Annotated in this window: 24 protein-coding genes; 12 read left to right on the forward strand and 12 right to left on the reverse strand. The window is 33.5% G+C overall.

The features are described from left to right. Positions 1-164 precede the first annotated feature (164 nt). The 7 genes from J7E44_RS03040 (at position 165) to J7E44_RS03070 (ending at position 8,532) form a co-directional block, all read left to right on the forward strand. Positions 165-413 carry a heavy-metal-associated domain-containing protein gene (locus J7E44_RS03040; RefSeq protein ID WP_214825502.1) on the forward strand — a complete coding sequence of 83 codons (249 nt, stop codon included), beginning with the start codon at positions 165-167 and terminating at the stop codon, positions 411-413. 4 nt (positions 414-417) lie between these two features. Continuing rightward, positions 418-3,270: a heavy metal translocating P-type ATPase gene (locus tag J7E44_RS03045; protein ID WP_214825503.1), complete on the forward strand. Its 2,853-nt coding sequence runs from the start codon at positions 418-420 to the stop codon at positions 3,268-3,270. 79 nt (positions 3,271-3,349) lie between these two features. Continuing rightward, positions 3,350-4,078, forward strand: a complete 729-nt coding sequence (locus J7E44_RS03050; RefSeq protein WP_214825504.1) for a DUF72 domain-containing protein — start codon at positions 3,350-3,352, stop codon at positions 4,076-4,078. A 127-nt stretch (positions 4,079-4,205) separates the two neighbouring features. Next, positions 4,206-5,072: a polysaccharide deacetylase family protein gene (locus tag J7E44_RS03055; protein ID WP_214825505.1), complete on the forward strand. Its 867-nt coding sequence runs from the start codon at positions 4,206-4,208 to the stop codon at positions 5,070-5,072. 126 nt (positions 5,073-5,198) lie between these two features. Continuing rightward, positions 5,199-5,858 carry a YggS family pyridoxal phosphate-dependent enzyme gene (locus J7E44_RS03060; protein ID WP_214825506.1) on the forward strand — a complete coding sequence of 220 codons (660 nt, stop codon included), beginning with the start codon at positions 5,199-5,201 and terminating at the stop codon, positions 5,856-5,858. Between the two features lie 56 nt (positions 5,859-5,914). Continuing rightward, entirely contained in the window at positions 5,915-7,099 is a 1,185-nt protein-coding gene (locus J7E44_RS03065; protein WP_214825508.1) for a sigma-54-dependent transcriptional regulator, read from the forward strand. A 71-nt stretch (positions 7,100-7,170) separates the two neighbouring features. Continuing rightward, on the forward strand, positions 7,171-8,532 hold the full coding sequence (locus J7E44_RS03070; protein ID WP_214825510.1) for an MATE family efflux transporter: 1,362 nt from the start codon (positions 7,171-7,173) through the stop codon (positions 8,530-8,532). Between the two features lie 28 nt (positions 8,533-8,560). Here J7E44_RS03070 and J7E44_RS03075 read toward each other — a convergent pair whose 3' ends face one another. Continuing rightward, complete coding sequence (locus J7E44_RS03075; protein ID WP_214825512.1) at positions 8,561-9,130, reverse strand: Crp/Fnr family transcriptional regulator; 570 nt, start codon at positions 9,128-9,130, stop codon at positions 8,561-8,563. 76 nt (positions 9,131-9,206) lie between these two features. Here J7E44_RS03075 and J7E44_RS03080 point away from each other — a divergent pair, with 76 nt between their 5' ends. Then, the gene (locus J7E44_RS03080) at positions 9,207-9,902 is read left to right on the forward strand and encodes an HAD family hydrolase (RefSeq protein WP_214825514.1); all 696 of its coding nucleotides are present in this window, start codon (positions 9,207-9,209) and stop codon (positions 9,900-9,902) included. A gap of 102 nt (positions 9,903-10,004) precedes the next feature. Here the strand turns inward: J7E44_RS03080 and J7E44_RS03085 are convergent, their stop codons facing one another. Genes J7E44_RS03085 through J7E44_RS03095 form a run of 3 tightly spaced genes read right to left on the reverse strand, consistent with a single transcriptional unit; the run spans position 10,005 to position 13,386 of the window. Then, a complete protein-coding gene (locus tag J7E44_RS03085; protein ID WP_214825516.1) occupies positions 10,005-10,553 on the reverse strand; it encodes a hypothetical protein in 549 nt (182 codons plus the stop codon). Beyond that, positions 10,550-10,924, reverse strand: a complete 375-nt coding sequence (locus J7E44_RS03090; protein ID WP_214825518.1) for a hypothetical protein — start codon at positions 10,922-10,924, stop codon at positions 10,550-10,552. Before J7E44_RS03090 ends, J7E44_RS03085 begins: the two co-directional genes overlap by 4 nt. A gap of 59 nt (positions 10,925-10,983) precedes the next feature. Beyond that, entirely contained in the window at positions 10,984-13,386 is a 2,403-nt protein-coding gene (locus J7E44_RS03095; RefSeq protein WP_214825520.1) for an alpha/beta hydrolase family protein, read from the reverse strand. Between the two features lie 119 nt (positions 13,387-13,505). On the opposite strand from J7E44_RS03095, the gene J7E44_RS03100 reads away from it, so the two are divergent. After that, positions 13,506-13,664, forward strand: coding sequence for a bacteriocin-like protein (locus J7E44_RS03100; protein WP_214825522.1), 159 nt, complete (start codon positions 13,506-13,508; stop codon positions 13,662-13,664). 151 nt (positions 13,665-13,815) lie between these two features. Next, positions 13,816-13,977 (forward strand): bacteriocin-like protein, encoded by a 162-nt coding sequence (locus tag J7E44_RS03105; protein ID WP_214825524.1) that lies wholly within the window; start codon positions 13,816-13,818, stop codon positions 13,975-13,977. Between the two features lie 59 nt (positions 13,978-14,036). Here J7E44_RS03105 and J7E44_RS03110 read toward each other — a convergent pair whose 3' ends face one another. The 4 genes from J7E44_RS03110 to J7E44_RS03125 form a co-directional block, all read right to left on the reverse strand. Continuing rightward, positions 14,037-14,465: a DoxX family protein gene (locus J7E44_RS03110; RefSeq protein WP_214825526.1), complete on the reverse strand. Its 429-nt coding sequence runs from the start codon at positions 14,463-14,465 to the stop codon at positions 14,037-14,039. Positions 14,466-14,531: 66 nt separating this feature from the next. After that, a complete protein-coding gene (era, locus tag J7E44_RS03115; protein WP_214825528.1) occupies positions 14,532-15,407 on the reverse strand; it encodes a GTPase Era in 876 nt (291 codons plus the stop codon). A 74-nt stretch (positions 15,408-15,481) separates the two neighbouring features. After that, complete coding sequence (locus J7E44_RS03120) at positions 15,482-16,378, reverse strand: carbohydrate kinase family protein (protein ID WP_214825529.1); 897 nt, start codon at positions 16,376-16,378, stop codon at positions 15,482-15,484. Positions 16,379-16,409: 31 nt separating this feature from the next. Further along, positions 16,410-17,426 (reverse strand): LacI family DNA-binding transcriptional regulator, encoded by a 1,017-nt coding sequence (locus J7E44_RS03125; protein WP_251040460.1) that lies wholly within the window; start codon positions 17,424-17,426, stop codon positions 16,410-16,412. A gap of 315 nt (positions 17,427-17,741) precedes the next feature. Here J7E44_RS03125 and J7E44_RS03130 point away from each other — a divergent pair, with 315 nt between their 5' ends. Next, complete coding sequence (locus J7E44_RS03130) at positions 17,742-18,305, forward strand: Crp/Fnr family transcriptional regulator (protein WP_214825530.1); 564 nt, start codon at positions 17,742-17,744, stop codon at positions 18,303-18,305. Positions 18,306-18,443: 138 nt separating this feature from the next. After that, positions 18,444-18,770 carry a DMT family transporter gene (locus J7E44_RS03135; protein WP_214825531.1) on the forward strand — a complete coding sequence of 109 codons (327 nt, stop codon included), beginning with the start codon at positions 18,444-18,446 and terminating at the stop codon, positions 18,768-18,770. Between the two features lie 53 nt (positions 18,771-18,823). On the opposite strand, the gene J7E44_RS03140 is transcribed toward J7E44_RS03135, so the two are convergent. The 4 genes from J7E44_RS03140 to J7E44_RS03155 form a co-directional block, all read right to left on the reverse strand. After that, the gene (locus J7E44_RS03140; protein WP_214825532.1) at positions 18,824-19,591 is read right to left on the reverse strand and encodes a class I SAM-dependent methyltransferase; all 768 of its coding nucleotides are present in this window, start codon (positions 19,589-19,591) and stop codon (positions 18,824-18,826) included. Next, the gene (gene map / locus J7E44_RS03145; RefSeq protein WP_214825533.1) at positions 19,591-20,400 is read right to left on the reverse strand and encodes a type I methionyl aminopeptidase; all 810 of its coding nucleotides are present in this window, start codon (positions 20,398-20,400) and stop codon (positions 19,591-19,593) included. The genes J7E44_RS03140 and map overlap by 1 nt, the downstream gene beginning before the upstream one ends. 91 nt (positions 20,401-20,491) lie before the next feature. After that, positions 20,492-20,923, reverse strand: a complete 432-nt coding sequence (locus J7E44_RS03150; protein ID WP_214825534.1) for a BT0820 family HAD-type phosphatase — start codon at positions 20,921-20,923, stop codon at positions 20,492-20,494. Between the two features lie 93 nt (positions 20,924-21,016). Then, on the reverse strand, positions 21,017-21,994 hold the full coding sequence (locus tag J7E44_RS03155) for an acyl-ACP desaturase (RefSeq protein WP_214825536.1): 978 nt from the start codon (positions 21,992-21,994) through the stop codon (positions 21,017-21,019). Positions 21,995-22,139 lie beyond the last annotated feature (145 nt).

Consider the following 22,139-nt stretch of genomic DNA (forward strand, 5'->3'; position numbering starts at 1 on the left):
ATTATTTATTAAAATAAAGATACAATCTTGTATCATCACTTCTTTACATATTCTCATTTTCGAGCACTACAACTTACCGGCTTCCCAAATTTTATAACTATTATCCTTAAATTTATAACAGGTATCCTTTTGCTTTTTGGAACTTTGTCATATAATTTAAGATCATGGAAAGACAATATAGAATACTTGGAATGAGCTGTTCGGGCTGTAAGAGAAGAATTTCAGAAAGACTAAACACTTTGGAGGGCATAGAAGCCGATATTAACCTGGAGACAAAAATGGTTACTATTATTTCTAATCAGGAAATTGATCTTATGAACCTAAATAAAGTGTTAGAGGAGATTGGTCACTATCAATTAGAAGATATCATTGCTTTGAAGGAAAGCGAATATAAAGACAATAACATCATTTAAGATCATGGAACAACAATATAAAATACTTGGAATGACCTGTTCAGGTTGTCAGAAAAAAATCTCAGAAAAGCTTAATGCTATTGAAGGAATAAAAGCTGACATTAATCTGGAAACAGGTCTGGCAACTATTACTTCTGATAAAGACATTGATCTTAGTAATCTCAATAAAGTTTTGGGAGAAATTGGTCATTACCAGTTAGAAGACCCTACTCAACAAGGGAAAACTTTTATAAAACCTCAAGATCGCATTTCCCCGTCGTCAGTATATTATTGTCCTATGGAATGTGAGGGTGATAAAGTATATTTCAAACAAGGAGAAAGATGTCCCGTCTGCAAGATGTATTTAGTTCCTATTGAGGAAAAACAATCTAAAGATCCAAACTATAAACCCACCTACTCTTCGGCCAATCTACCGGAAAATTTCAAAGATAGTATTGGAAAATATTATTGTCCGATGTTTTGTGAGGGTGATAAAGTGTATGATGAAAAAGAAGACTGTCCTGTTTGTCATATGCATATGGAGGAGATTACAGAAGATTTGGTTAAAAAATCCGTTTCACAACATTCACATCAGCAATCCCATTCCCATACTCACCATCACCAGGAAGCTCCAAGAGTTACGGATGATATGGCAGGAAAATACTATTGCCCAATGTATTGCGAAGGGGATAAAACCTATGACAGTAATGTGGGATGTCCTGTATGCGGAATGGATCTTGTAAAATATCCTGAAAAGAAAACCGCAAAGTACAGCTGTCCTATGCATCCGGAAATCATCCGTGATGAACCTGGAAGTTGCCCGATTTGTGGAATGGATCTGGTAAGGATGCCTGATACCGAAGGTGAAGAAGATGATGAAACATACAACATACTGAAAAGAAAATTTATTATTTCATTAGGGTTCACCATTCCTGTATTTATTCTTTCAATGGGTGGGATGTTCATTAATTTCCCTTTCTCTCATCAAATTCAAGGGATTATTGAGCTGCTGCTTACTCTTCCCGTGCTTTTTTATTCGGGATGGTTCTTAATGAAAAGAGGCTGGGTTTCATTCAAAACCTGGAATTTAAATATGTTTAGTTTAATTGCTCTGGGTGTTTCCGCAGCATTTATATTCAGTATTATTTCTTTGGTATTTCCAGATATCATACCTCATGAAATCCGCGGACATAACCATGAGATCCCACTTTATTTCGAGGCAGTCTGTGTGATTTTGACGCTTGTTATTTTAGGACAATTAATGGAAGCTGCAGCCCATAAAAAAACAGGAAACGCCATCAGAGAATTAATGAACCTTTCTCCTGATGAAGCCAACCTTATGATTAATGGTGAAGAAAAGAGAGTACTTCTTTCACAGGTTAAAATCGGAGATCTTCTAAAAGTAAAACCCGGTGAAAAAATCCCTGTAGATGGAAAGATTACGGAAGGTAATTCTATTGTAGATGAAAGTATGATCACTGGAGAGCCGATTCCTGTTGAGAAGAATATTGATGATAGAGTTTCTTCGGGGACCATCAATGGCAATCAGGTTTTCATTATGAAAGCTGAAAAGGTAGGTGATGAAACCCTGCTTTCGCAGATTATAAAAATGGTGAATGAAGCAAGCCGAAGTAAGGCACCAATTCAAAAGTTAACTGATAAAGTTTCTAAAATCTTTGTTCCGACAGTGATCCTTATTGCTGCACTTACATTTGTAGGCTGGCAATTCTTTGGTCCTGAAGGTAAAAGAAGTCTATTTGCTTTCGTTAATGCAGTAGCTGTTTTAATTGTTGCCTGTCCTTGTGCCCTTGGTCTGGCCACTCCAATGTCTTTAATGGTAGGTATCGGCAAGGGAGCAAAAAATGGAATATTGATCAAAAATGCAGAGGCTCTGGAACACATGAATAAAGTAAATGTTTTAATTACAGACAAAACGGGAACCTTAACCGAAGGAAAACCTTCTGTAGAGTACATTGAAAGTATAAATAATGGAGATCAAAATCAAATATTGAAACTGGCATTCTCCTTAAATCAAAATTCAGAACATCCTTTATCTAATGCTGTTATCAACAAAGCAAAAGAACAGAATCTCACCTCTGAGAAAGTAGAAAAATTTGAAAATATATCCGGAAAAGGAGTTAAAGGAAATATTAATGGGAAAACTATATATGTAGGAAATGAAAGTCTATTGACTTCCCATCAAATTTCTATTCCAGATCATTTAAAGCAAAAAGCGGTTGAAGTTCAGTCAAAGGCACATACCATTTCTTATGTAGCAGAAGATAATACCGCTCTAGGATTTATAAGCTTTACTGATAAAATTAAAGAAAGCTCCAAGAAGGCTGTTGAACTTTTAATGAAGGAAGGTTTGGAGATTATTATGATGACAGGTGATAATGAACATACGGCTAAAGCTGTTGCATATGAATTAGGTATCAAACATTTTAAAGCGAACTGTTTACCTGAGGATAAACTAAATGAGGTTAAAAGACTTCAGAAAGAGGGGAAAATTGTAGCTATGACAGGAGATGGCATCAACGACTCCCCTGCTTTGGCACAAGCGGATATCGGAATTGCAATGGGAACAGGAACAGATGTCGCTATTGAAAGTGCTGAAATTACATTACTTAAAGGAGATATCATTGGAGTTGCAAAAGCAAAACTCCTAAGTGAAAAATTATTAAAAAACATCAAAGAAAATCTGTTTTTCGCATTCATTTATAATGTATTGGGAGTACCTATTGCGGCAGGATTATTGTATCCATTTTTTGGAATTCTATTATCACCCATGATTGCTGCAGCAGCGATGAGCTTCAGTTCTCTTTCAGTGATTTTAAATTCATTACGATTAAACTCTGTTGATCTGGACATTAAATAGTATATTTTCTCTCGCAGATTATTCAGGGTTTTCGAAAAAAAACGATTTACTAATCTTAATCTGCGAGAGATAAAAAAATATGAAAAAGAAAAATCTATATATTGGATGTTCAGGCTTTTACAATAATGATTGGAAAGGCTCTTTTTATCCGGAAAATACACCAACTAAAGATTTTCTTACTTTATATTCAAAAGAGTTTAATGCTGTTGAAATTAATTCTACTTTCTATCGAAAGCCAACAGCAAAAACACTAATTAAATGGTTCGATGAAACACCTGAAGAGTTTAGATTTTTCATTAAGATTCCAAAAACTATTTCTCACGAGAAACGATTACTGGACTGCAAAGAAGAAATCTCAGAATTCTGTCAGCATATCCATGAAAATTTGAAGGAAAAGCTTTCCGGATTTTTGTATCAGTTCCCACCATCTTTTAAAAATACTCCAGAAAATATAGAGTTAATCCTAAAAAATATCGATTCAGCATTTTTAAATGTCATAGAGTTCAGACATAAATCCTGGTGGCGTGATGAGATTTTTGATATTTTAAGACCTAAAAATATTATTTTTTCCGGTGTTAGCTTTCCCGGTAATTTACCAGAAGAAGTAATTATCAACAATAATGAAGTAATGTATTACAGATTACATGGAAAACCTGTTCTTTACAAATCTGAATACAGTGAAGAATTTCTCAATAATTTAGCAGAAAAAATACAGATATCACAAAATAAAACATTTATATTTTTTAATAATACATGGGGAGTTTCGGCAATTAAAAATGCAATGTATCTTAAAAAGATTTTACTTTGAAAACTGTCTAAAAATTAGCACATTAAAATATTATTAAAAAGCAAAACTTAAAGTAAATTGGCATACATATTGTTAACATTAGTTTACAAATTTTAACGATATTTAACAATTAATCTCTAATTATTTCATGAAAAAACTTTTTGCGGAAAAGTCTCGAAATACGACTTTTCTTGGGATGTTTGCATTGATGAGTGCAACTTCAATTTTATTTAACAGCTGTAATCAGAAAAAAGATGAGAAAGATTCTGAGAAGATGATTTCTAAAGACCATCCCGTCGCAAAAACAGTCCCCTTATTGGACGATAATGAAGATCTAACCGACAAAAGAGTTATATATCTAACTTTTGATGACGGTCCGAATCGAGGAACCGAAAATCTACTGAAAATTTTACGTAAAAGAAATGTATGTGCAACAGCTTTTTTAGTTGGAAAACATTCTTATGACAGTAATAGACAAAAGGATGATCTGGATCTTTTAAGACAGGATCCTTTGATTGAACTGGCTAATCACAGTTTTACGCATGCACATAATAAATATTCTAATTTTTATCAAAATCCTGATGCTGTGGTTCATGATTTTGATAGAACAAAAGACAGTTTGAAACTTTATGATAAAATAGCGAGAACTCCGGGAAGAAATATATGGCGACTGAACAATATTAATGTTACCGATATAAAAAGCTCTACTCTGGCTGCAAATAGCCTGAAGAAAGCAGGTTATAAAGTAATTGGTTGGGACCTTGAATGGAAACCTACTAATAAGATGGTATTAAAAGGCAGTCACGAAGCAATGCTTAAAAAGGTTGACAGTATATTTTTCAATGATCTCGAAAAAACATCAAGACACTTGGTCTTTTTAACTCACGATCAATATTTAGCGGATACAGACTCTATTAATGAACTTGATCTGTTTATTGAAAAATTACAGAAGAGCAATCGATTTGTATTTAGAAAGATCTCTTCCTATCCTAAGATCAATGACGTTTTAAATTAAGAGTATTATCATTAATAAATTGAGAAATAGTCAATTTTTAATCGCGGATAAACCGTTCTTAAAACTCTTTTTAAAATTTTACAAAATCATTAGTATTTTGCTCTAAGAATTCAGAAATTTGCAATTATGGATATTAAAGAAAATTACAATAACATAAAAAAACAACTTCCTAATGAGGTTCAGCTGGTCGCAGTTTCTAAAACACATCCTGTATCAGCTATTCAGGAGGTTTATAGCTTAGGGCAAAAAGTTTTTGGAGAAAACAAAGTTCAGGAGCTGATGGAAAAATACCCTCTCCTGCCAAAAGATATTCAATGGCATCTGATTGGGCACCTTCAGACCAATAAGGTAAAGTATATCGCAGAATTCATCGACACCATTCAAAGCGTTGATTCTGAGAAACTTTTAATAGAAATAAATAAAGAAGCAGTTAAATACAAACGTAAAATTAAAGTTCTCTTACAAGTAAAAATTGCGGTTGAGGAAAGTAAATTTGGCTTTGAAATTTCAGAAGCACAAGACATTTTTCAAAAATACATAAACGGTGATTTTTCGAATATTGAAATAACCGGATTAATGGGAATGGCAACTTTCACAGAAGATGAAGAGCAGGTAAAAAAGGAATTTTTAAAATTAAAAAATGTTTTTAACGAATTAAATCAATTGAAAAAACTAGATACATTATCAATGGGAATGAGTGATGATTTCCCTATTGCCATTGAATGCGGTGCTAATTCTGTAAGAGTAGGGTCCGCTATTTTCGGAAGAAGAGATTATACTAAATAAAGTATTTAGGTATAGTTTTTGCTAATAATTCAATCAAAAAATCTAAATTTGCAACTATGCAAAAAATCCTTATAGTAGAAGACGAAAAAGCAATCTCAGGAGTACTGCACAGTATTCTTTCAGATGAACTTACCAATTACGAATTTGTTGTAGCCGAAGATGGTTTGGAAGGCTATAAACATTTAGAAAAAGAAGATTTCGCATTGGTAATTTCAGACATAAAAATGCCAAAACTTTCAGGAACTGAGCTATTAAAGCAAGCTCTACTGCTTAAACCTGAAACCACTTTTATTATGATCTCAGGACACGCAGACATTGATTCTGCTGTATCTTGTTTAAAGGATGGTGCATATGACTTCATCTCTAAGCCAATCGACATCAATAGGTTGATTACAAGTGTAAAAAATGCTTTGGTTAAAGAGACCTTAAAAAAAGAAAATAAAAATCTTCAGACCGAAAATAAAACACTAAAGAGGAAGGTAAACAAAAAGTACCAAATGATTGGTGAGTCTCCGGCTTTACAGAAAATTCAGGATATGATCGGAAAGGTTGCTGTTTCGGATGCAAGAGTTTTAATTACCGGACCCAATGGGGCAGGAAAAGAATTGGTTGCTCATGCTATCCATAATCAAAGCGAACGTGCAAGAGGACCTATGATCGAAGTGAACTGTGCTGCAATTCCTTCTGAACTTATTGAATCAGAACTTTTTGGACACGTTAAAGGTTCATTTACAGGGGCTATTAAAGATAAGCAGGGTAAATTTGAACAAGCAACGGGAGGTACTATTTTTCTTGATGAGATCGGAGATATGAGTCTTATTGCCCAGGCTAAAGTATTAAGAGCCCTTCAGGAAAGCAAAGTTTCTCCTGTAGGAAGTGATAAAGAAATTAAGGTTGATGTAAGGGTACTTGCAGCAACCAACAAAAATATGCAGAAAGAAATTGAGGAAGGAAAATTTAGAGAAGATCTTTACCACAGGCTTTCTGTAATTGAAATTTATGTTCCCCCATTGGATGATAGAAAAGAAGATATCAAATTATTAGTGGACCATTTTTCAGGACTGATCTCCGATGAACATGGTACAGCGGTGAAAAAATTTGATGATGATGCTATTGAAGCGCTTAAAGCCCTTTCATGGACTGGAAATATCAGAGAGTTGAGAAATGTTGTTGAAAGATTAATTATCCTTGGTGGAAGCACTGTTTCCAAAGAGGATGTCGCAAATTTTGTAAGAAAATAATTTAATTATAACCTAAATAAATTATAAAAAATTTGCAGTATTCACACTGCAAATTTTTTTTTGTTAAAACTATGAGCTTTTTAAATAAAAACTATACTAAAGAATGCCTTACATTGGCACTACCCGTAATGCTAACGCAGGTAGGACAAGTTTCTGTAAACTTATTTGATAATATTATTGTTGGAAAATTACTGGGTGCAGATGCCTTAGCTTCAGTGTCTTTAGGGAATGCTGTATTTTTCTCTATGTTCGTATTGGCACTGGGATTTTCCTTTGCTATTCCACCTTTGGTTTCAGAGGCGCACTCGAGACATGACCATAAAACCATTAATTCTGTTTTCAGTCACGGATTTGTTATTAATATGACCGTGGGGATAATTTTAATGGGAATTTTATTATTAGGATTGCCTCTACTCTATCATTCCGGTCAACCGGCTAAGATAGTTCCTGATACGGTAGACTTTTTAGGCATCATGGCGATAAGCATGATCCCTTTCATGGCATTTCAGACCCTCAGAGAGGTTTCTGAGGGTTTATCTTACACCATTGGAGTTACGAAAGCGACCATTATTGCCAATGTTATTAATATCGTTTTGAACTACGTTTTCATCAAGGGACTTTTTGGATTCCCTCCAATGGGGGTAAAAGGATCTGCATTGGCTAGTTTAATTGCGAGAATTTTTATGGTGGTATTCTTATATTTCGTTTTACTAAAAGAAGAAAGAACGAGACGCTATATCAAAGATTTTTCCTTGAAGATCCAGGTATTTTCTAAAAATATGTTTGATAAAATGGTAAGATTAGGATTACCTACCGCTTTACAGATGTTCTTTGAAGTAACTGCTTTTGCCGGTGCTGCTTTTATCTGTGGATTAATTTCTGCTCATGATATTGCCTCACACCAGATTGCTCTCAGTATGGCTTCATTTACCTTTAACCTCTGTGTAGGATTTAGTGTTGCATCAACTGTAATGATCGGAAGAAAAATGGGTGAGCAAAATTATGTTGAACTTAGAAAAGTTGGAATAAACAACTTGAAAATTGCCTTTATCTTCATGTGTATTTGTGGAGTTGTATTTATTTTGGGTAGAAATATCCTTCCTACATTCTTCACTAAAAAAGAAGAGATCGAAGTAATTACGTTAGCTTCAAAACTAATGATCATCGCTGCTCTGTTTCAGTTATCAGATGGAATCCAGGTAACAGCTTTGGGAATGCTGAGAGGTATACAGGACGTTAAAATCCCTTCTATTTATACTTTTATAGCCTATTGGGTAATTACAATCCCACTCGGGTATTTCTTTTGTGTCACATTAGAAATGGGCGCTTTTGGAATGTGGATCGCCTTAGGATTGGGATTAACGATCTCTGCAGTCTTCCTTGTAAAAAGATTTTTAAATATGTCGGCTAAGAAAATAAAACAGAATATATAATAGAAAGCGGTCTTTACAGGCCGCTTTTTTATTTTTTATTTAAACTTTTCAAAGCTCTATTTAAACTTCTTATGGTAACTCCTAAATAAGCTGCCATGTCTTCTTTTGAAATTTCAATTTCTTGTTTGGATTGTAATTCCAATAGTTTCGCTAAGCTGTGTTCAGTGGTATGAAGTTGTTGATAAGATGCCCTGGCAGAAGTATTAATGATACGCTCAGCAAAGGCATTTAATAATAAATTATTTAATGCTATATCATTTTCAACTAATGTTCTGAAATAAGGAACAGAAATCGCATAGACAGATACTTCCGTCACTGCTTCAATAGTACACAGGCAATTAATATTTTTAATGAATTCAATTTCACCAATAATTTCACCTTTCCCAAGAAACTCCATAATATACTCTTTATCATTTTCTTCTTCAAAATAGCATTTGGTAACACCATCATTAATAAGCATTATTTTCGGGGATTTTTCATTTTGTACAAATATCCTTGTCCCTTTTGAAAATGATCTGATCACGATATCTTCTTTACGTTCCTGCTTACTGTAAAGTTGTTCTAAATAGCTCAAAAAAGTTTCATTGGTTCTTAACATATTCCATTCAGGACAAATGTCCTTTGCTTTTATATAATTTATTCTGATTTTTGCACAGAGAAATGTACAAAATAAAATGAAAAATCATATTACAACAATAGCATTTGACGCAGACGATACCCTTTGGGTGAATGAACCCTATTTTCAGGAAGCTGAAAAGGAATTCTGTGTTCTTCTTGAAGATTATCTTCCACAGCATTCGGTATCGCAGGAATTGTTTAAAACAGAAATGCAAAATCTGCATCTTTATGGTTATGGGATAAAAGGTTTTATGCTCTGTATGATCGAAACCATCTGTAGGGTCTCTAATGGAACAGCTTCCATGCAATTAATAAACAAAGCGATTGATCTTGGCCACGAATTATTACAACAACCTGTTCAGCTTTTAGATGGAGTCACAGAAACATTAGAAGATCTGAAAGGAAAATACAGATTAGTTATGGCAACCAAAGGTGATCTGCTGGATCAGGAGCGTAAGCTTAAAAAATCAGGATTAGAGAATTATTTCCATCATATAGAGATCATGAGTGATAAACAAAATACTGATTATACAAAGCTTCTGAAGCATTTAGACTGTAAACCTGAGAATTTTATGATGTTAGGCAATTCAATAAAATCTGATATTTTACCTGTCTTGGAAATTGGTGGATTTACAGCTCATATCCCATTTCATACGACCTGGGCACATGAGCAGCATGAACATCAGCTGAAACATGAAAGATTTATTGAGTTGGAAAGTATTGATGAAGTATTGAAGTATTTGGTTCAGTAAAACATTTAAACTCTGTATGAAAGTTAAAAATATTGTCATTTCGAACGCAATATAATGAAGTGAAAAATCTTTTGTAATGAGATTCTGAATCACAATAATAGTTTATATAATAACTCCTCCATATGCTAAATAAGTTAACTTAGCACCTTCAATAAACTTTTCAAAACTTGTATTTTCGTCAGCATTCTCATTTTGAAGTTCAAAATAATATTCGTCAGGATTGGCCCTTCCTTTCAGCATATTTTCAACCGAATTTTCGCTCCCAGATATTCCTTTTTGGGGAAATATCCAAAAACTAAATCTTTTTGTCTGGGGATTAGGATTTAATAATATGAGTTCATCAATACTCGAAATTCTTAAAACATAATTTCCATTTACTTTTGTCGGATCTATCAATCCATTTTCAAAAATTAATTTAAATCTTTTATCCAAATTTTCAGAAAACTCGATACTCTTTACTACATCAATTACTACTTTATTTTTTTCAACTTTAATTTGAGATTTTAAATATTTTTCATATTCTTGTCTTACATACTTTTTTTCAAATTGTTCTTTTGAAGTATGATATTTTCTATTTTCAATATTTTCAGTTTGCCCAAATAACCCTGCCATAGAAGTCATTATAAGAAAAATTATCAGTATCTTTTTCATATATCTGTTGTCTCTATTTCTAATTTAGCATATAATTTTTTTAGTGAAGTCGTTTCTCCTTTTATTTTTACATTCTCCCACAGACTTTTTTCTTTAGAGATTATATATTCAACATGATATTCATTCCTATACCCATTTATAGCGACAAACCAATCAGATATGGAGTTGTCTTCTTCCATTAAAAGCAACGTTGAGTGCGAAGTGAATCCATAAATTAAGGTCTCTTTGAATAATTTATTTATTACTTCCAAAACATTAAGCATTGGAGGAGTACCATTGTCACCAAATGTATCCTCTACTTTCGGTACTAAGTCTTTATAAAAATCTTCCAGAGATTTGCTTATTTGTTCAGAACTTCTAATTATAGGCATGATTATTAATTGAAAACTAAAATAACAAAAAACTCGCCCAAAAGGACGAGTTTCTCAATTTATTTCTTCAAACATTTTTCTAAGAACTGATCTTGTTCCCATAAAAGGTGAAGTATATTTTCTTTAGCTACATAACCGTGAGCTTCTTTAGGTAAAAGAACCATTTTTACAGGTGCACCAAGATTTTTTAAAGCCTGGAAATATCTTTCTGTCTGTAAAGTAAAAGTTCCTGGATTGTTATCTGCATCACCATGAATTAAAAGTAATGGGGTTTTCATTTTATCAGCATTCATGAATGGAGACATCGTGTTGTAAATTTCCGGAACATCCCAATAATTTCTTTGTTCACTCTGGAAACCAAAAGGCGTTAAAGTTCTGTTATATGCACCACTTCTTGCAATTCCGCAAGCGAATAGTTTAGAGTGTGTTAAAAGGTTTGCCGTCATAAAAGCCCCATAAGAATGTCCTCCAACAGCCACTTTCTTTCTGTCAATATAACCCAACTGGTCTACAGCATTAATCGCTGCTTCAGCATTGGCAACTAATTGTGGAATAAAAGTATCATTAGGTTCAGTTTTTCCTTCTCCGATGATTGGGAAAGCTGCATCATCAAGAACTGCATATCCTTTTGTTGTCCAATACACAAAAGACCCGTAATAAGGGAAAGTAAAATCATTAGGATTCTGCGTATTTTGCCCTGCCGTATTCTTGTCTTTGTATTCCGTCGGATATGCCCAGATCAGCAATGGAAGTTTTTCGTTCTTTGCTTTTCTATCATAATTAGCCGGTAAATAAAGAGTTCCTGTTAATATTACCCCATCATTTCTTTTGTATGTAATTACTTCTTTATACACATCTTTTATACTTTCAAAAGGATTGGCAAAATTAGTTACGGGCTCTGATTTATTAGATTTAATATTTTTCTTAAAATAATTCGGATACTGACTTGCAGACTGCTGAATAGTAAGAACCTCTCCTTTTGCAGGATTAAGAATATCTATTATATCCTCTTTGGCATTCTTTAAATTCGAAGTATATAGTCTTTTCTTTTTTAAAGTTTTCATATCCATTTCATCAATAAAAGGATGTTGTCCATCTTTTGTAAAGCCATCCCCGATAAGATAAGCTTTCCCTCCTTTCATATCGAGAACTGTTCTTCCAAATTGATTTTTTGTCGTATTAAAATTCCCTGGATCACTATAAACATCCTGATAATTTCTGTCATCAATAACTTTCGATTCACCGTTGTTTAAATCAACTAAGAAAGATTTTGTATTTCTGGTATCATACCAATCTTCTGAAACAATAGCATAATGATCGTTCGTCCAACTTGTACCTTCATATCTTTGTTTTGTTTTAAAGAAAGATTTTGCAGTGGTATTAAATGGTGCTTCCCAGGTAAAAACTTCGTCTCTGTATTCTGCTGATTTAGATTGATCCCCACCATCCAAAGCTTCAGCATAAACCAAGGTTGCAGGCATATCGCTTCTCCAGCCCATATCTCTTTTTCCTGTTCTTACGGATGCAAAACCTTTAGGCATGATTTCGTTTAATGGAACTTCATTTACCACTTTCACTACATTCCATTTAGCATCGTAAACAGTTGTCGTCATTGGAAATCTATTTAAAGGGACAATGTATGAGAATGGTTTTTTAATAGTGGATGCCATTAAATAATTACCGTCGGGTGAAAAGCTTAAACCAGAATACATATCCTGATCCTTTATTTTCTTGAGATTCCCACTAAGGTCTACATTATAAATATCTGCAGCTGTAAGAATTTCAAAGTTCTTTTCATCCTGAGGGTTTTTAAGAAGATCCTGATAGGTTCTGTTTTGAGAAACTTTTCCATCAGCTGTAGATACAATAGGACCCGTTGGCAGATCTTTGCTCGAATCTATTAATGCAGGCCTGTTTTGTGGAAGTATTTTTATTAATAAATTCTGAGAATCTTTGTACCAGATATATGGACTACCAAGGTTAGCATTAAGATTATCATCTGTAATCTTTTTGGCAGTTGCAGTTTCGAGATCTACAATCCAAAGTTCTACTCCTTTACCTGTCGTATTCGTGAAAGCCAGTTTCTTTTCGTCTGGAGAAAAAGAGGTATTGGTAATTTTAGGATTAGTCGGTAACCCTTTTACCTGAACTTCATTTTTATCATTTATCTTTCTAACCTTAAGATTATTTGAATAGGTTACTGAACTTGAAATATTAGTAACAGGATTGATTCTTAAACCACCTAATTTCATTTCCTGTTGCCCAAGATCTTCCAATGTTTTATAAGTCGGTCGATAGGTAAATACCACCCAATCTTTTTTACTGTTCATCAAAACACTTGGAGGTCTTTCATAATCTGCAAGCTTAAGAATTTCTGCAGATGGTTTTTGGTAAGTAACATTTTCCTGAGCTTCGTAGAAATTAAGAAACGCCAAAAGGCAAATAGTTAACTTTATCTTCATTTTATACATTTTTCACGAATTTAGTAAATTGAAGTTATATAAGGAAAAATTATCCGTGCTATTCGTGCTGGTTATTCAATTAAATAGTATTTTAGTTTTTCAAATTAAATCAAAGTACTATGAAAAATTTACGAAAGTTATCAATGAAAGATCTTAAAGCTATTAATGGTGGCAGTGCTCCGGAATGTCCACAAGGATTCAAGCCCTGTATGATAATTGGTGAAGACGACACACCAAAATGGACCTGTGTCTGGGCATCTTTACCATGTAAGCCTTAATAAATCAAGAGAGGGCATTTCATTTTTGAAATGCCCTTCTTTATCTATTTTCAGCTTATAAAATTAAGAACAATTAAATAGCATTTAATCCTAATCTTGTGATATAATAAAATAAATATTACATTAGTGATTCAAATTAAATCAAAAAAGTATGAAAAATTTACGCAAATTATCAAAGAAAGACCTTAAGACTGTTAATGGAGGAAATGCCCCTCTGTGTGAATCAGGTTATAGAGCTTGTGTTACGGGAAGAGATGAAAATGGTTCTCCAATTTGGGATTGCATACCATCAACACTTCCTTGCAGACCTTAACAGAAATAAAAAAGAGCATTAGATTAATGCTCTTTTTTATTATATTTTTTTAGATCTTTTTACCAATCTGAAGCTCTTTTTCTTTTTTCAATCATATGATCTATCGAAAATCTTCCTGCTCCAAAGCACATTAACAGAAGATATGCAGATAAATAAATGAAAGCCAATTCTCGTTTCTCAAAAGGATCTGCACCATGAACTACAAAGGCAGCAATAGCCATTGTAAATATGAGAAAGCCTAAAGCTACTCTGGTAAACAATCCCAAAATCAAAAGTATAGAACATACAAACTCTGCTACGATAGTAAGAATTAAAGATATCTGTGGACCCAGCCCCAGGAAATCATAAAACTCGATCTTCCCTCCTTCCAGTAACATCTGAAGCTTGGGAAATCCGTGAGAAAGCATGGAAAATCCAATAAAAACTCTCACAATTAACAGTATAATATCTCTAAATATAGGATTAGAATTTGAGTTACTATAATTCATGTATGAAAAATTTAGTTTAAAGATAATAAAATCTTTCTATACAACGATGATTATTGACATTTTAGTTTATCTGTATCCGAAATTCTTCAGATCCCGGTCGTTTTTACGCCAGTCTTTTTTCACCTTTACGAATAAATTAAGGTGAATTTTTTTTGAGAAAAATTTCTCCAGATCTATCCTTGCCTCTGTTCCTACTTTTTTAATTGCTTCCCCTTTATGGCCAATAATAATTCCCTTTTGGGTATCTCTTTCTACATAAATAATAGAATCTATAAAAATGATTCCCTCCTTTTCTTTAAATTGTTCGGTAACAACTTCTACTGAATAAGGAATTTCTTTATCATAGTTCAGAAGGATTTTTTCACGAATTGCCTCATTTACAAAAAATCTTTCCGGCTTATCTGTATATTGATCCTTATCGTAATAAGGCGGGTTCTCCGGCAACATCGATTTAAGCTTAGGCAGAATAACATCTGTATTAAATGCATTCAGTGCAGAAATAGGTAAAATTTCAGCTTTAGGAATCCTATTATGCCATTCTTCTACCAATTTTTCAAGTCCCTCCTGATTGGTCTGATCTACTTTATTTAATAAAAGTAAAACAGGAACAGGAATTTTATTCAGCTTTTCAATTAAAAATTCTGAAGGTTCAGCTTTATCTGTAACATCCACAATGAATAAAAAGACATCAGCATCCTGTAAAGAGTCCTTTACAAAATCCATCATTTTTTCCTGTAACCCGTATTTTGGGTCTAATACTCCCGGTGTATCAGAAAATACGATCTGTAAGTCCTCTTCATTATAAATTCCAAAAATTCTGTGACGTGTTGTTTGTGCCTTCTGCGTTACGATCGCCAACTTCTCGCCCATCAATTGGTTCAGCAAGGTCGATTTTCCAGCATTAGGTTTTCCAACTATATTTACAAATCCTGATTTGTGCATAAAAATTATATTACGGATTGCAAAGTTACTAAAAGAAAACCGGTCTTTAGGATTAATTTTAAAGATTTAGATCTTTAGTACTGGTCTCTGAATTTTTGAAATTCCTCATATTCATAATCAGGACAAGCTCCCGGTTTTGAAGTTATAAAAGCTCCCAGAGCAATAGCCTCTTTCATTATTTTATAAGGTGCTTCGAGTTGAATTCTTTTAGAAATAAAACCTGCAAGAAAAGAATCTCCACTTCCTACAGTATCTGCAATTGTGATAGGAACTGCCGGGCAGTCATAGCTTTCATTTTCTACAAAATACCTTGCTCCTTTACTACCTTTAGTCAGAACAATTTCCTTTATCTTAAAGTGATCCTTAATAAAGGCCGCACTTTGATCCTCATTCACATATTCTACATCAAGGAAATCGAGGATCTGTCTCATCTCGGCTTTATTCATCTTCACGATATCTGCATGATATAAAAGTTCTGTAATAAGGTCAACATCCACAAATGGAGGTCTAAAATTGACATCAAAAATTTTAAGTTTTGCATACTCCAAAAGCTTAAGGAGTGTTTTCCTTGTTTTTTCATTCCTTGCAGCTAAGCTTCCAAAAATAAATGCATCGGCATTAGAAACTAACTCAGCTAATTTGGGTAGAAATTCTATATAATCCCAGGCTACATCATTAATAATTTCGTAGCTGGCTTCATTATCTTCATCAATAGTAGCAATAACGGTACTCGTAGGTTTTTGATCATCAACCTGAATATAATCGGTGGTAATTCCCCAATTTTTAATCTGATCAATAAGCTTATCTCCAAGCTCATCACTTCCTATTCTACTGAGTACTTTAACATTTACTCCCATTTTATAAACATTATAGGCAACATTAAATGGTGCTCCCCCTGCTCTTGCTCCCTGAGGAAATAGGTCCCAGAGGACTTCTCCGAAACATACCACGTATTGATTGTCTTGTATCATATGGTTAAACGTTTAAATTATTTATAAAATTTTACTTTACAGATTTCATTTTGATCAATTCACCAGAACAGACTATTCTTGTTCCCTTTTCGGAAAAGTTTTTAATCTGATCATCAAGAAGTTTTAAAGCAATAACAGCCATTTCTTCCAAAGGCTGTCTAATGTAGGTAACTTCCGTGGGAAATAAAGTGTAGGCATCTGTTTCATCAAATGCGATTACAGAAACATCCTCAGGAACCTTTATCTTATTTCTAACCAGATAATTTAATCCGGCAATTCCAATTTTATTATTTAAAAAATACAAGGCGGTCTTTTTAGAAGTAATTTTAAGTTGCTTCTTAAGCTCGGTATGAACTTTAGGTGTAACATCTTTCATATCCACTAAAACTTTTTTTGCTATAATACCTCTTTCACGAACCTTTCGCTCAAAACCACGTTGCCTGTCAAGTAAATGAGGCAATTTTGTGTTATAACCTACATAAATTAATTCCTCGAAATTATGATCAATAAGATAATCGACTATAATTTCAGAGATTTCAAAATTATTCAGTGTTACTGCAGGAAGATTAACATTTTCAAGGTAATAATCGACACTAACAACGGGGTATTCATTATTCAAAAGTTTTTTGATCGCATCATCTGAGCCAACAACTGGAACTACAATCATTCCATCAACCTGCTGTTCAGAAAAAAGTTCTGTAAGCTGTCTGAATTTATCTGGATTTTCGTCAGAACTCCCAATAAGGATCGTGTAACCTAACTTCATGGCTTCATTTTCTATCCATCTTGCGATATTAGAAAAGAAATCGTTTGAAATATCAGGAACAATCAAGCCTATAAGTTTACTATTGCTCATTTTAAGACTTCTGGCAATCTTATTTGGAGCATAATTAATTTCTTTTGCTACTTCGAGAATCTTAATTTTTGTAGCTTCACTGATCCTGCTTCCTTCCTTTCTATTTAATACATATGAAACTGTTGCTACGGAAACACCGGCAATTCTTGCAATATCTTTTATGGAAGCTCTTTTCATTTTATTGATTGACATACAAAAGTATTTCATAAAATATAAAAAAATGTATAATAAATAGCATAATTTTTTTATAAAATTATTGTAGTTTCGCAACTTTTTAAAAAGGACACCAATCAGCAACTTAAACAACTGAAAATAAATCAATTAAAAACACATAACTTCTATTTCATTTGAGTAATACTTTGCTAAAATCCATTTCATCTCCTTTCTATTTTGACTTATTTTCGGTAATTTTTCAGATTCTTTACTAGTTATAAAATAAAATTAGTTCTCATATTTTTTAATTAATCATGAAAAACAGATAATTTTGACCCATCACAATTTACCCTCATGACCATAGACGAAATTATTGATAGTATACTTCCCCTTCCTGCAGCTTCAAAGGAAAATTTGAAAATGTATATTACAGAAGTTTCTTATCCAAAGTGCTTTTGCCTCATGGAAGCAAATAAGATTATTCCTTATGTGTACTTTATAAAAAGAGGAATTGTTCGCGCCTACGCTTCTACGGAAGATAATGATATTACATTTTGGTTTGGTAGCGAAGGTGAAACGGTAATTTCTATGAAAAGCTACGTAGAAAATAAACCAGGCTATGAAAGCATTGAATTGTTGGAGGATTGCGAACTTTACCAGTTGGCTACTGAAAATCTGAGAAAGCTATTCAATGAGGATATTTATATTGCCAATTGGGGACGGAAATTTGCAGAAAGAGAGCTTGTAAAAACAGAAGAATTAATTATCTCCAGACAATTTAAAACATCTACTGAGCGCTATAAAGACTTAATGCGTGACAAACCTAATCTTTTGAAGAGGGTTCAGTTGGGACATATTGCTTCTTATTTAGGAATTACACAGGTAAGCTTGAGTAGAATCAGAGCTGAGATCAGATAATAATTTGTAAGATTTCTAATTAGAAAAAATCTTTATTGATTATCAATATAGCCTAAAAGAAGAAAAACTTATTTTTTAACATTTGTAAAATTTTTATTCCTCATAAATGCGGAACTTTGCAGGAGAAAAAAAATAAAAATGAACTGGATTATTTTAATTATCGCAGGATTGTTTGAAGTTGCTTTTGCATCTTGTTTAGGAAAAGCAAAAGAAACAACAGGATCAGAAATGTATTATTGGTTTGCGGGCTTTTTGGTTACGATGACCATCAGTATGTTATTACTGATCAAAGCTACACAAACATTACCGATAGGAACAGCTTATGCCGTATGGACGGGGATTGGTGCTGTAGGTACCGCTTTAATGGGTATGCTCTTTTTTAAAGATCCTGTAACCTTTTGGAGAATTTTCTTCATCTCTACCCTTATTGGTTCTATCATAGGGTTAAAAGCTGCTTCTCACTAAAGTATACATCTTATCATAAAAAATGTCTTCAGGTTCTGAAGACATTTTTTTATTCATTTTTTAAAAACAACTGGTAAGATCTCATTATGCCTTAAACCGAATTTTCTTATTTCTTCTTCTGAGAAGTTTTGCGAATAGAAATTAGGTTCTATTTCAAAACCAGCTTTTCTTAGCCGATTAAAATAATCCATTCCATACCAACGAACATGATCATACTGACCGAAATGTTTTTGACGTTCTTTAGGATCTTTAATAGAAAAATCTTCATAGGTTTTCTCTAATGAATTTTTCATAGGAACCTGAAAAATTCCCCATCCGCCAGGTCGCATTACCCTATAAAGCTCGCTTATGGCTTTGGCATCATCCTCAATATGTTCCAAAACATGGTTACAGAAAACGATATCGAAACTTTCGTCAGCAAAAGGAAGATCAAGAATATCTGCTTTTACATCTACAATAGGGGAAAAAAGATCTGCAGAAATATAATCAAGATTTCTCATTCTCTTGAATTTCCTCAGAAACTCTTGCTCTGGAGCGATATGTAAAACTTTATAATTTTTAATAAAAAAATCAGTTTCATTTTGAAGATACAGCCACATCTGACGGTGTCTTTCCAGGCTTAAGGTTCCCGGGGACAAAGCATTTTCTCTTTGCTTCCCATAGCCATAGGGAAGAAATTTACGATATGATTTTCCATCAATAGGATCGAAAAATTCATCGCCCTTAAAAAACTGATAGATAAGAGGTCTCGCCCAGATACTCATCGTAATAAGCATCGGACGCGGAATTGTATTCAGTAAAAGCTTGGTTACTTTTTTCATTAAAAATCCATTTGGAAAGGCTTTTCCTCATCACTTTGAATACCTAAAGCTTCATATACATATTTGAAGGTAGAAAGCAATACAGGTTTTCCATTAATTACCGCTACATCATGCTCAAAATGTGCTGAAGGCTGATTATCTAAAGTTGTTACCGTCCAGCCATCATTATGGAACTTCACTTTTTCAGTTCCCAGATTTACCATAGGTTCAATGGCAAGCGCTAAACCATCTTTAATGACTTTTCCACTTCCCTGTCTCCCATAGTTAGGTACTTGAGGGTCTTCATGCATTTTTCTTCCTAATCCATGTCCTACGAGCTCTCTTACTACTCCATAACCTTCTTTTTCACAATGAGCCTGAATTGCATGAGAAATGTCTCCTATTCTCTTTCCTCTCACACATTGTTCAATTCCTTTATAAAGAGATTCTTTGGTAATCTGCAATAGTTTTTTGATCTCAGGCTTTACTTCTCCGATTTCAAATGTATAGGCATGATCCCCTACAAAGCCATTTAAAATAGCTCCACAATCTACAGAAAGTACGTCGCCTTCTTTAATAATATCATTATTGGGAAAACCATGTACTACCTGTTCATTTGGAGAAATACATAATGAATTTGGAAAACCTCCATATCCTAAGAATGCAGGTTCACCACCATGGTCTTTAATAAAATCATGCGCTAATTTATCTAAATACAAAGTAGTAATTCCCGGTTTGATTTCTTTCGCTAACATTCCTAATGTTTTTGAAACCAACTGAGCACTCTGTTTCATGAGACGAAGTTCGTCTATTGTTTTTAATTGAATCATGTTCTAATGTAACAATTTATGAATTTAGCAATGTAACAATACAAATATTAAAATTGGTAAACTGCTACATTGTTATATTGTTAGATTTTTCTTACCAGAATAATCCTTTTTTCTTATCTTTTTTAAGTTTAGAATATGCTAAAACTTCTTTGCCTTCAACACGGAATTCTATTCTTTCATTGATAATATTATAGATCTCTCCCCAACCTGGAAAACCGCCTAGATTTCTATCATCAATAAACCAATCGGCATCTATTTTTCGAGATTGTGTTTCAGGGTCAAAAACCTCTCCTTCGAAACTGCCATTAACGGAATAAAACTCTATTCCGTTTTTTTTGCAGAATTCTACCGCTTCATCTAATGTTTTTCCGTGTCTGTATGTCCAAAGAATTAATCTGTAGCCTTCAGACTGAAGTTTTCTTAATGTTTCAAAAGCGAAGATCTTTGCCTTACCAATTCCGGGATAGGCATCGTCAACAATTGTTCCGTCGAAATCTACAGCAATTTTTTTATTGTTTAACATTTTTTTGCGTTTTTAGCAGTGCAAAGATAAGAAATAAAAAGAGTGCCAAAAAACACTCGGCACTCTTACTTTATAATTTTATGTATTCTTTTCCTAACTTTTCACCCAACTGAATTGAAATTGTAAGTCTGGAGTGGATACTCTATCTGTAATTTTTTGCAGTCTGGAAGGAAGTTTCATAAGATATTCCTGAGCTTTTTCAGCTTTTTCAGTAAGCCCTTTAATATGTTCTATCTTCCATTCATCCAATAATTCTTTCATGATATTGATATAATCCTGACCGGTATATACCATACATCTTTGAGCTGCATCTGAAAAATGTCCCCAAAGCTCACCAGCTTTTTGTCCTGACTGTCTCATTAAATGGGCAGGCATTACAATTTTTTTACGCATCATATCTTCAAATGCCAGGATCATTTCTGAAGGATCTAATTCTAGAATTTTAGCAACAAAATGTTTATATGCTTTAGCATGTCTGGCTTCATCAGCGGCAATCACACCACACATTTTAGCCAATTTCCCGTTTCCGGATTGCTTTGCTAAAGTTCCTACTCTTCTATGAGAAATATTAGTAGCAGTTTCCTGAAAGCTTGTATACACAAAGTTTCTGTAAGGATCCATACTTGTCCCCAAGTCAAAACCATCACTGATCAGATATTGGGTAGTGATTTCAACTTCTCTCATGTTTACTCTACCACACAAATAAAGATATTTGTTCAATAAGTCACCATGTCTGTTTTCCTCTCCTGTCCAAGATCTTACCCAATTGGCCCAACCTACTTTTTCTTCCTGATTTATTCCGTCTACCCCCATTAACCATGATTCGTAAGATGGCAATGCCTCTTCTGTGATACAGTCACCAATAAGAGTAACAAAAAGATCATAAGGCATTTCGCGGGCAAAGGTCTGAATTTCTTCTAAATCATATTTAAAATCTGCACTTGATGGATCTGGAAGGTAATCTGAGGGCTGCCATATTTTTTCAATTGGCGTCAAAAATTTTTCCAGAAAAGAACTTACTTCCTTTTCCAAGATACCCATTACTTCTTTCCTTACCAGCGTTTGATACATTTCCGTTATTTAGATTTATTATAATTTAATATACAAAGATATGATTTATTTATTATTTAGCGCATAATAACATATGCCTCTCATAATATGCATGACATATATCATAAAAAATGCCATTATCAGTATAACGACACTTTTATTTTTT

This window comes from Chryseobacterium sp. ISL-6 (assembly GCF_018613715.1).
Lineage (GTDB): Bacteria > Bacteroidota > Bacteroidia > Flavobacteriales > Weeksellaceae > Chryseobacterium > Chryseobacterium paludis.

Excerpts from the sequence above, each read along its gene's own strand:
- J7E44_RS03040 (WP_214825502.1), top strand. The coding sequence starts at position 165 with ATGGAAAGACAATATAGAATACTTGGAATGAGCTGTTCGGGCTGTAAG.
- J7E44_RS03045 (WP_214825503.1), top strand. The coding sequence starts at position 418 with ATGGAACAACAATATAAAATACTTGGAATGACCTGTTCAGGTTGTCAG.
- J7E44_RS03050 (WP_214825504.1), top strand. The coding sequence starts at position 3,350 with ATGAAAAAGAAAAATCTATATATTGGATGTTCAGGCTTTTACAATAAT.
- J7E44_RS03055 (WP_214825505.1), top strand. The coding sequence starts at position 4,206 with ATGAAAAAACTTTTTGCGGAAAAGTCTCGAAATACGACTTTTCTTGGG.
- J7E44_RS03060 (WP_214825506.1), top strand. The coding sequence starts at position 5,199 with ATGGATATTAAAGAAAATTACAATAACATAAAAAAACAACTTCCTAAT.
- J7E44_RS03065 (WP_214825508.1), top strand. The coding sequence starts at position 5,915 with ATGCAAAAAATCCTTATAGTAGAAGACGAAAAAGCAATCTCAGGAGTA.
- J7E44_RS03070 (WP_214825510.1), top strand. The coding sequence starts at position 7,171 with ATGAGCTTTTTAAATAAAAACTATACTAAAGAATGCCTTACATTGGCA.
- J7E44_RS03075 (WP_214825512.1), bottom strand. The coding sequence starts at position 9,130 with ATGTTAAGAACCAATGAAACTTTTTTGAGCTATTTAGAACAACTTTAC.
- J7E44_RS03080 (WP_214825514.1), top strand. The coding sequence starts at position 9,207 with ATGAAAAATCATATTACAACAATAGCATTTGACGCAGACGATACCCTT.
- J7E44_RS03085 (WP_214825516.1), bottom strand. The coding sequence starts at position 10,553 with ATGAAAAAGATACTGATAATTTTTCTTATAATGACTTCTATGGCAGGG.
- J7E44_RS03090 (WP_214825518.1), bottom strand. The coding sequence starts at position 10,924 with ATGCCTATAATTAGAAGTTCTGAACAAATAAGCAAATCTCTGGAAGAT.
- J7E44_RS03095 (WP_214825520.1), bottom strand. The coding sequence starts at position 13,386 with ATGAAGATAAAGTTAACTATTTGCCTTTTGGCGTTTCTTAATTTCTAC.
- J7E44_RS03100 (WP_214825522.1), top strand. The coding sequence starts at position 13,506 with ATGAAAAATTTACGAAAGTTATCAATGAAAGATCTTAAAGCTATTAAT.
- J7E44_RS03105 (WP_214825524.1), top strand. The coding sequence starts at position 13,816 with ATGAAAAATTTACGCAAATTATCAAAGAAAGACCTTAAGACTGTTAAT.
- J7E44_RS03110 (WP_214825526.1), bottom strand. The coding sequence starts at position 14,465 with ATGAATTATAGTAACTCAAATTCTAATCCTATATTTAGAGATATTATA.
- era (WP_214825528.1), bottom strand. The coding sequence starts at position 15,407 with ATGCACAAATCAGGATTTGTAAATATAGTTGGAAAACCTAATGCTGGA.
- J7E44_RS03120 (WP_214825529.1), bottom strand. The coding sequence starts at position 16,378 with ATGATACAAGACAATCAATACGTGGTATGTTTCGGAGAAGTCCTCTGG.
- J7E44_RS03125 (WP_251040460.1), bottom strand. The coding sequence starts at position 17,426 with ATGTCAATCAATAAAATGAAAAGAGCTTCCATAAAAGATATTGCAAGA.
- J7E44_RS03130 (WP_214825530.1), top strand. The coding sequence starts at position 17,742 with ATGACCATAGACGAAATTATTGATAGTATACTTCCCCTTCCTGCAGCT.
- J7E44_RS03135 (WP_214825531.1), top strand. The coding sequence starts at position 18,444 with ATGAACTGGATTATTTTAATTATCGCAGGATTGTTTGAAGTTGCTTTT.
- J7E44_RS03140 (WP_214825532.1), bottom strand. The coding sequence starts at position 19,591 with ATGAAAAAAGTAACCAAGCTTTTACTGAATACAATTCCGCGTCCGATG.
- map (WP_214825533.1), bottom strand. The coding sequence starts at position 20,400 with ATGATTCAATTAAAAACAATAGACGAACTTCGTCTCATGAAACAGAGT.
- J7E44_RS03150 (WP_214825534.1), bottom strand. The coding sequence starts at position 20,923 with ATGTTAAACAATAAAAAAATTGCTGTAGATTTCGACGGAACAATTGTT.
- J7E44_RS03155 (WP_214825536.1), bottom strand. The coding sequence starts at position 21,994 with ATGTATCAAACGCTGGTAAGGAAAGAAGTAATGGGTATCTTGGAAAAG.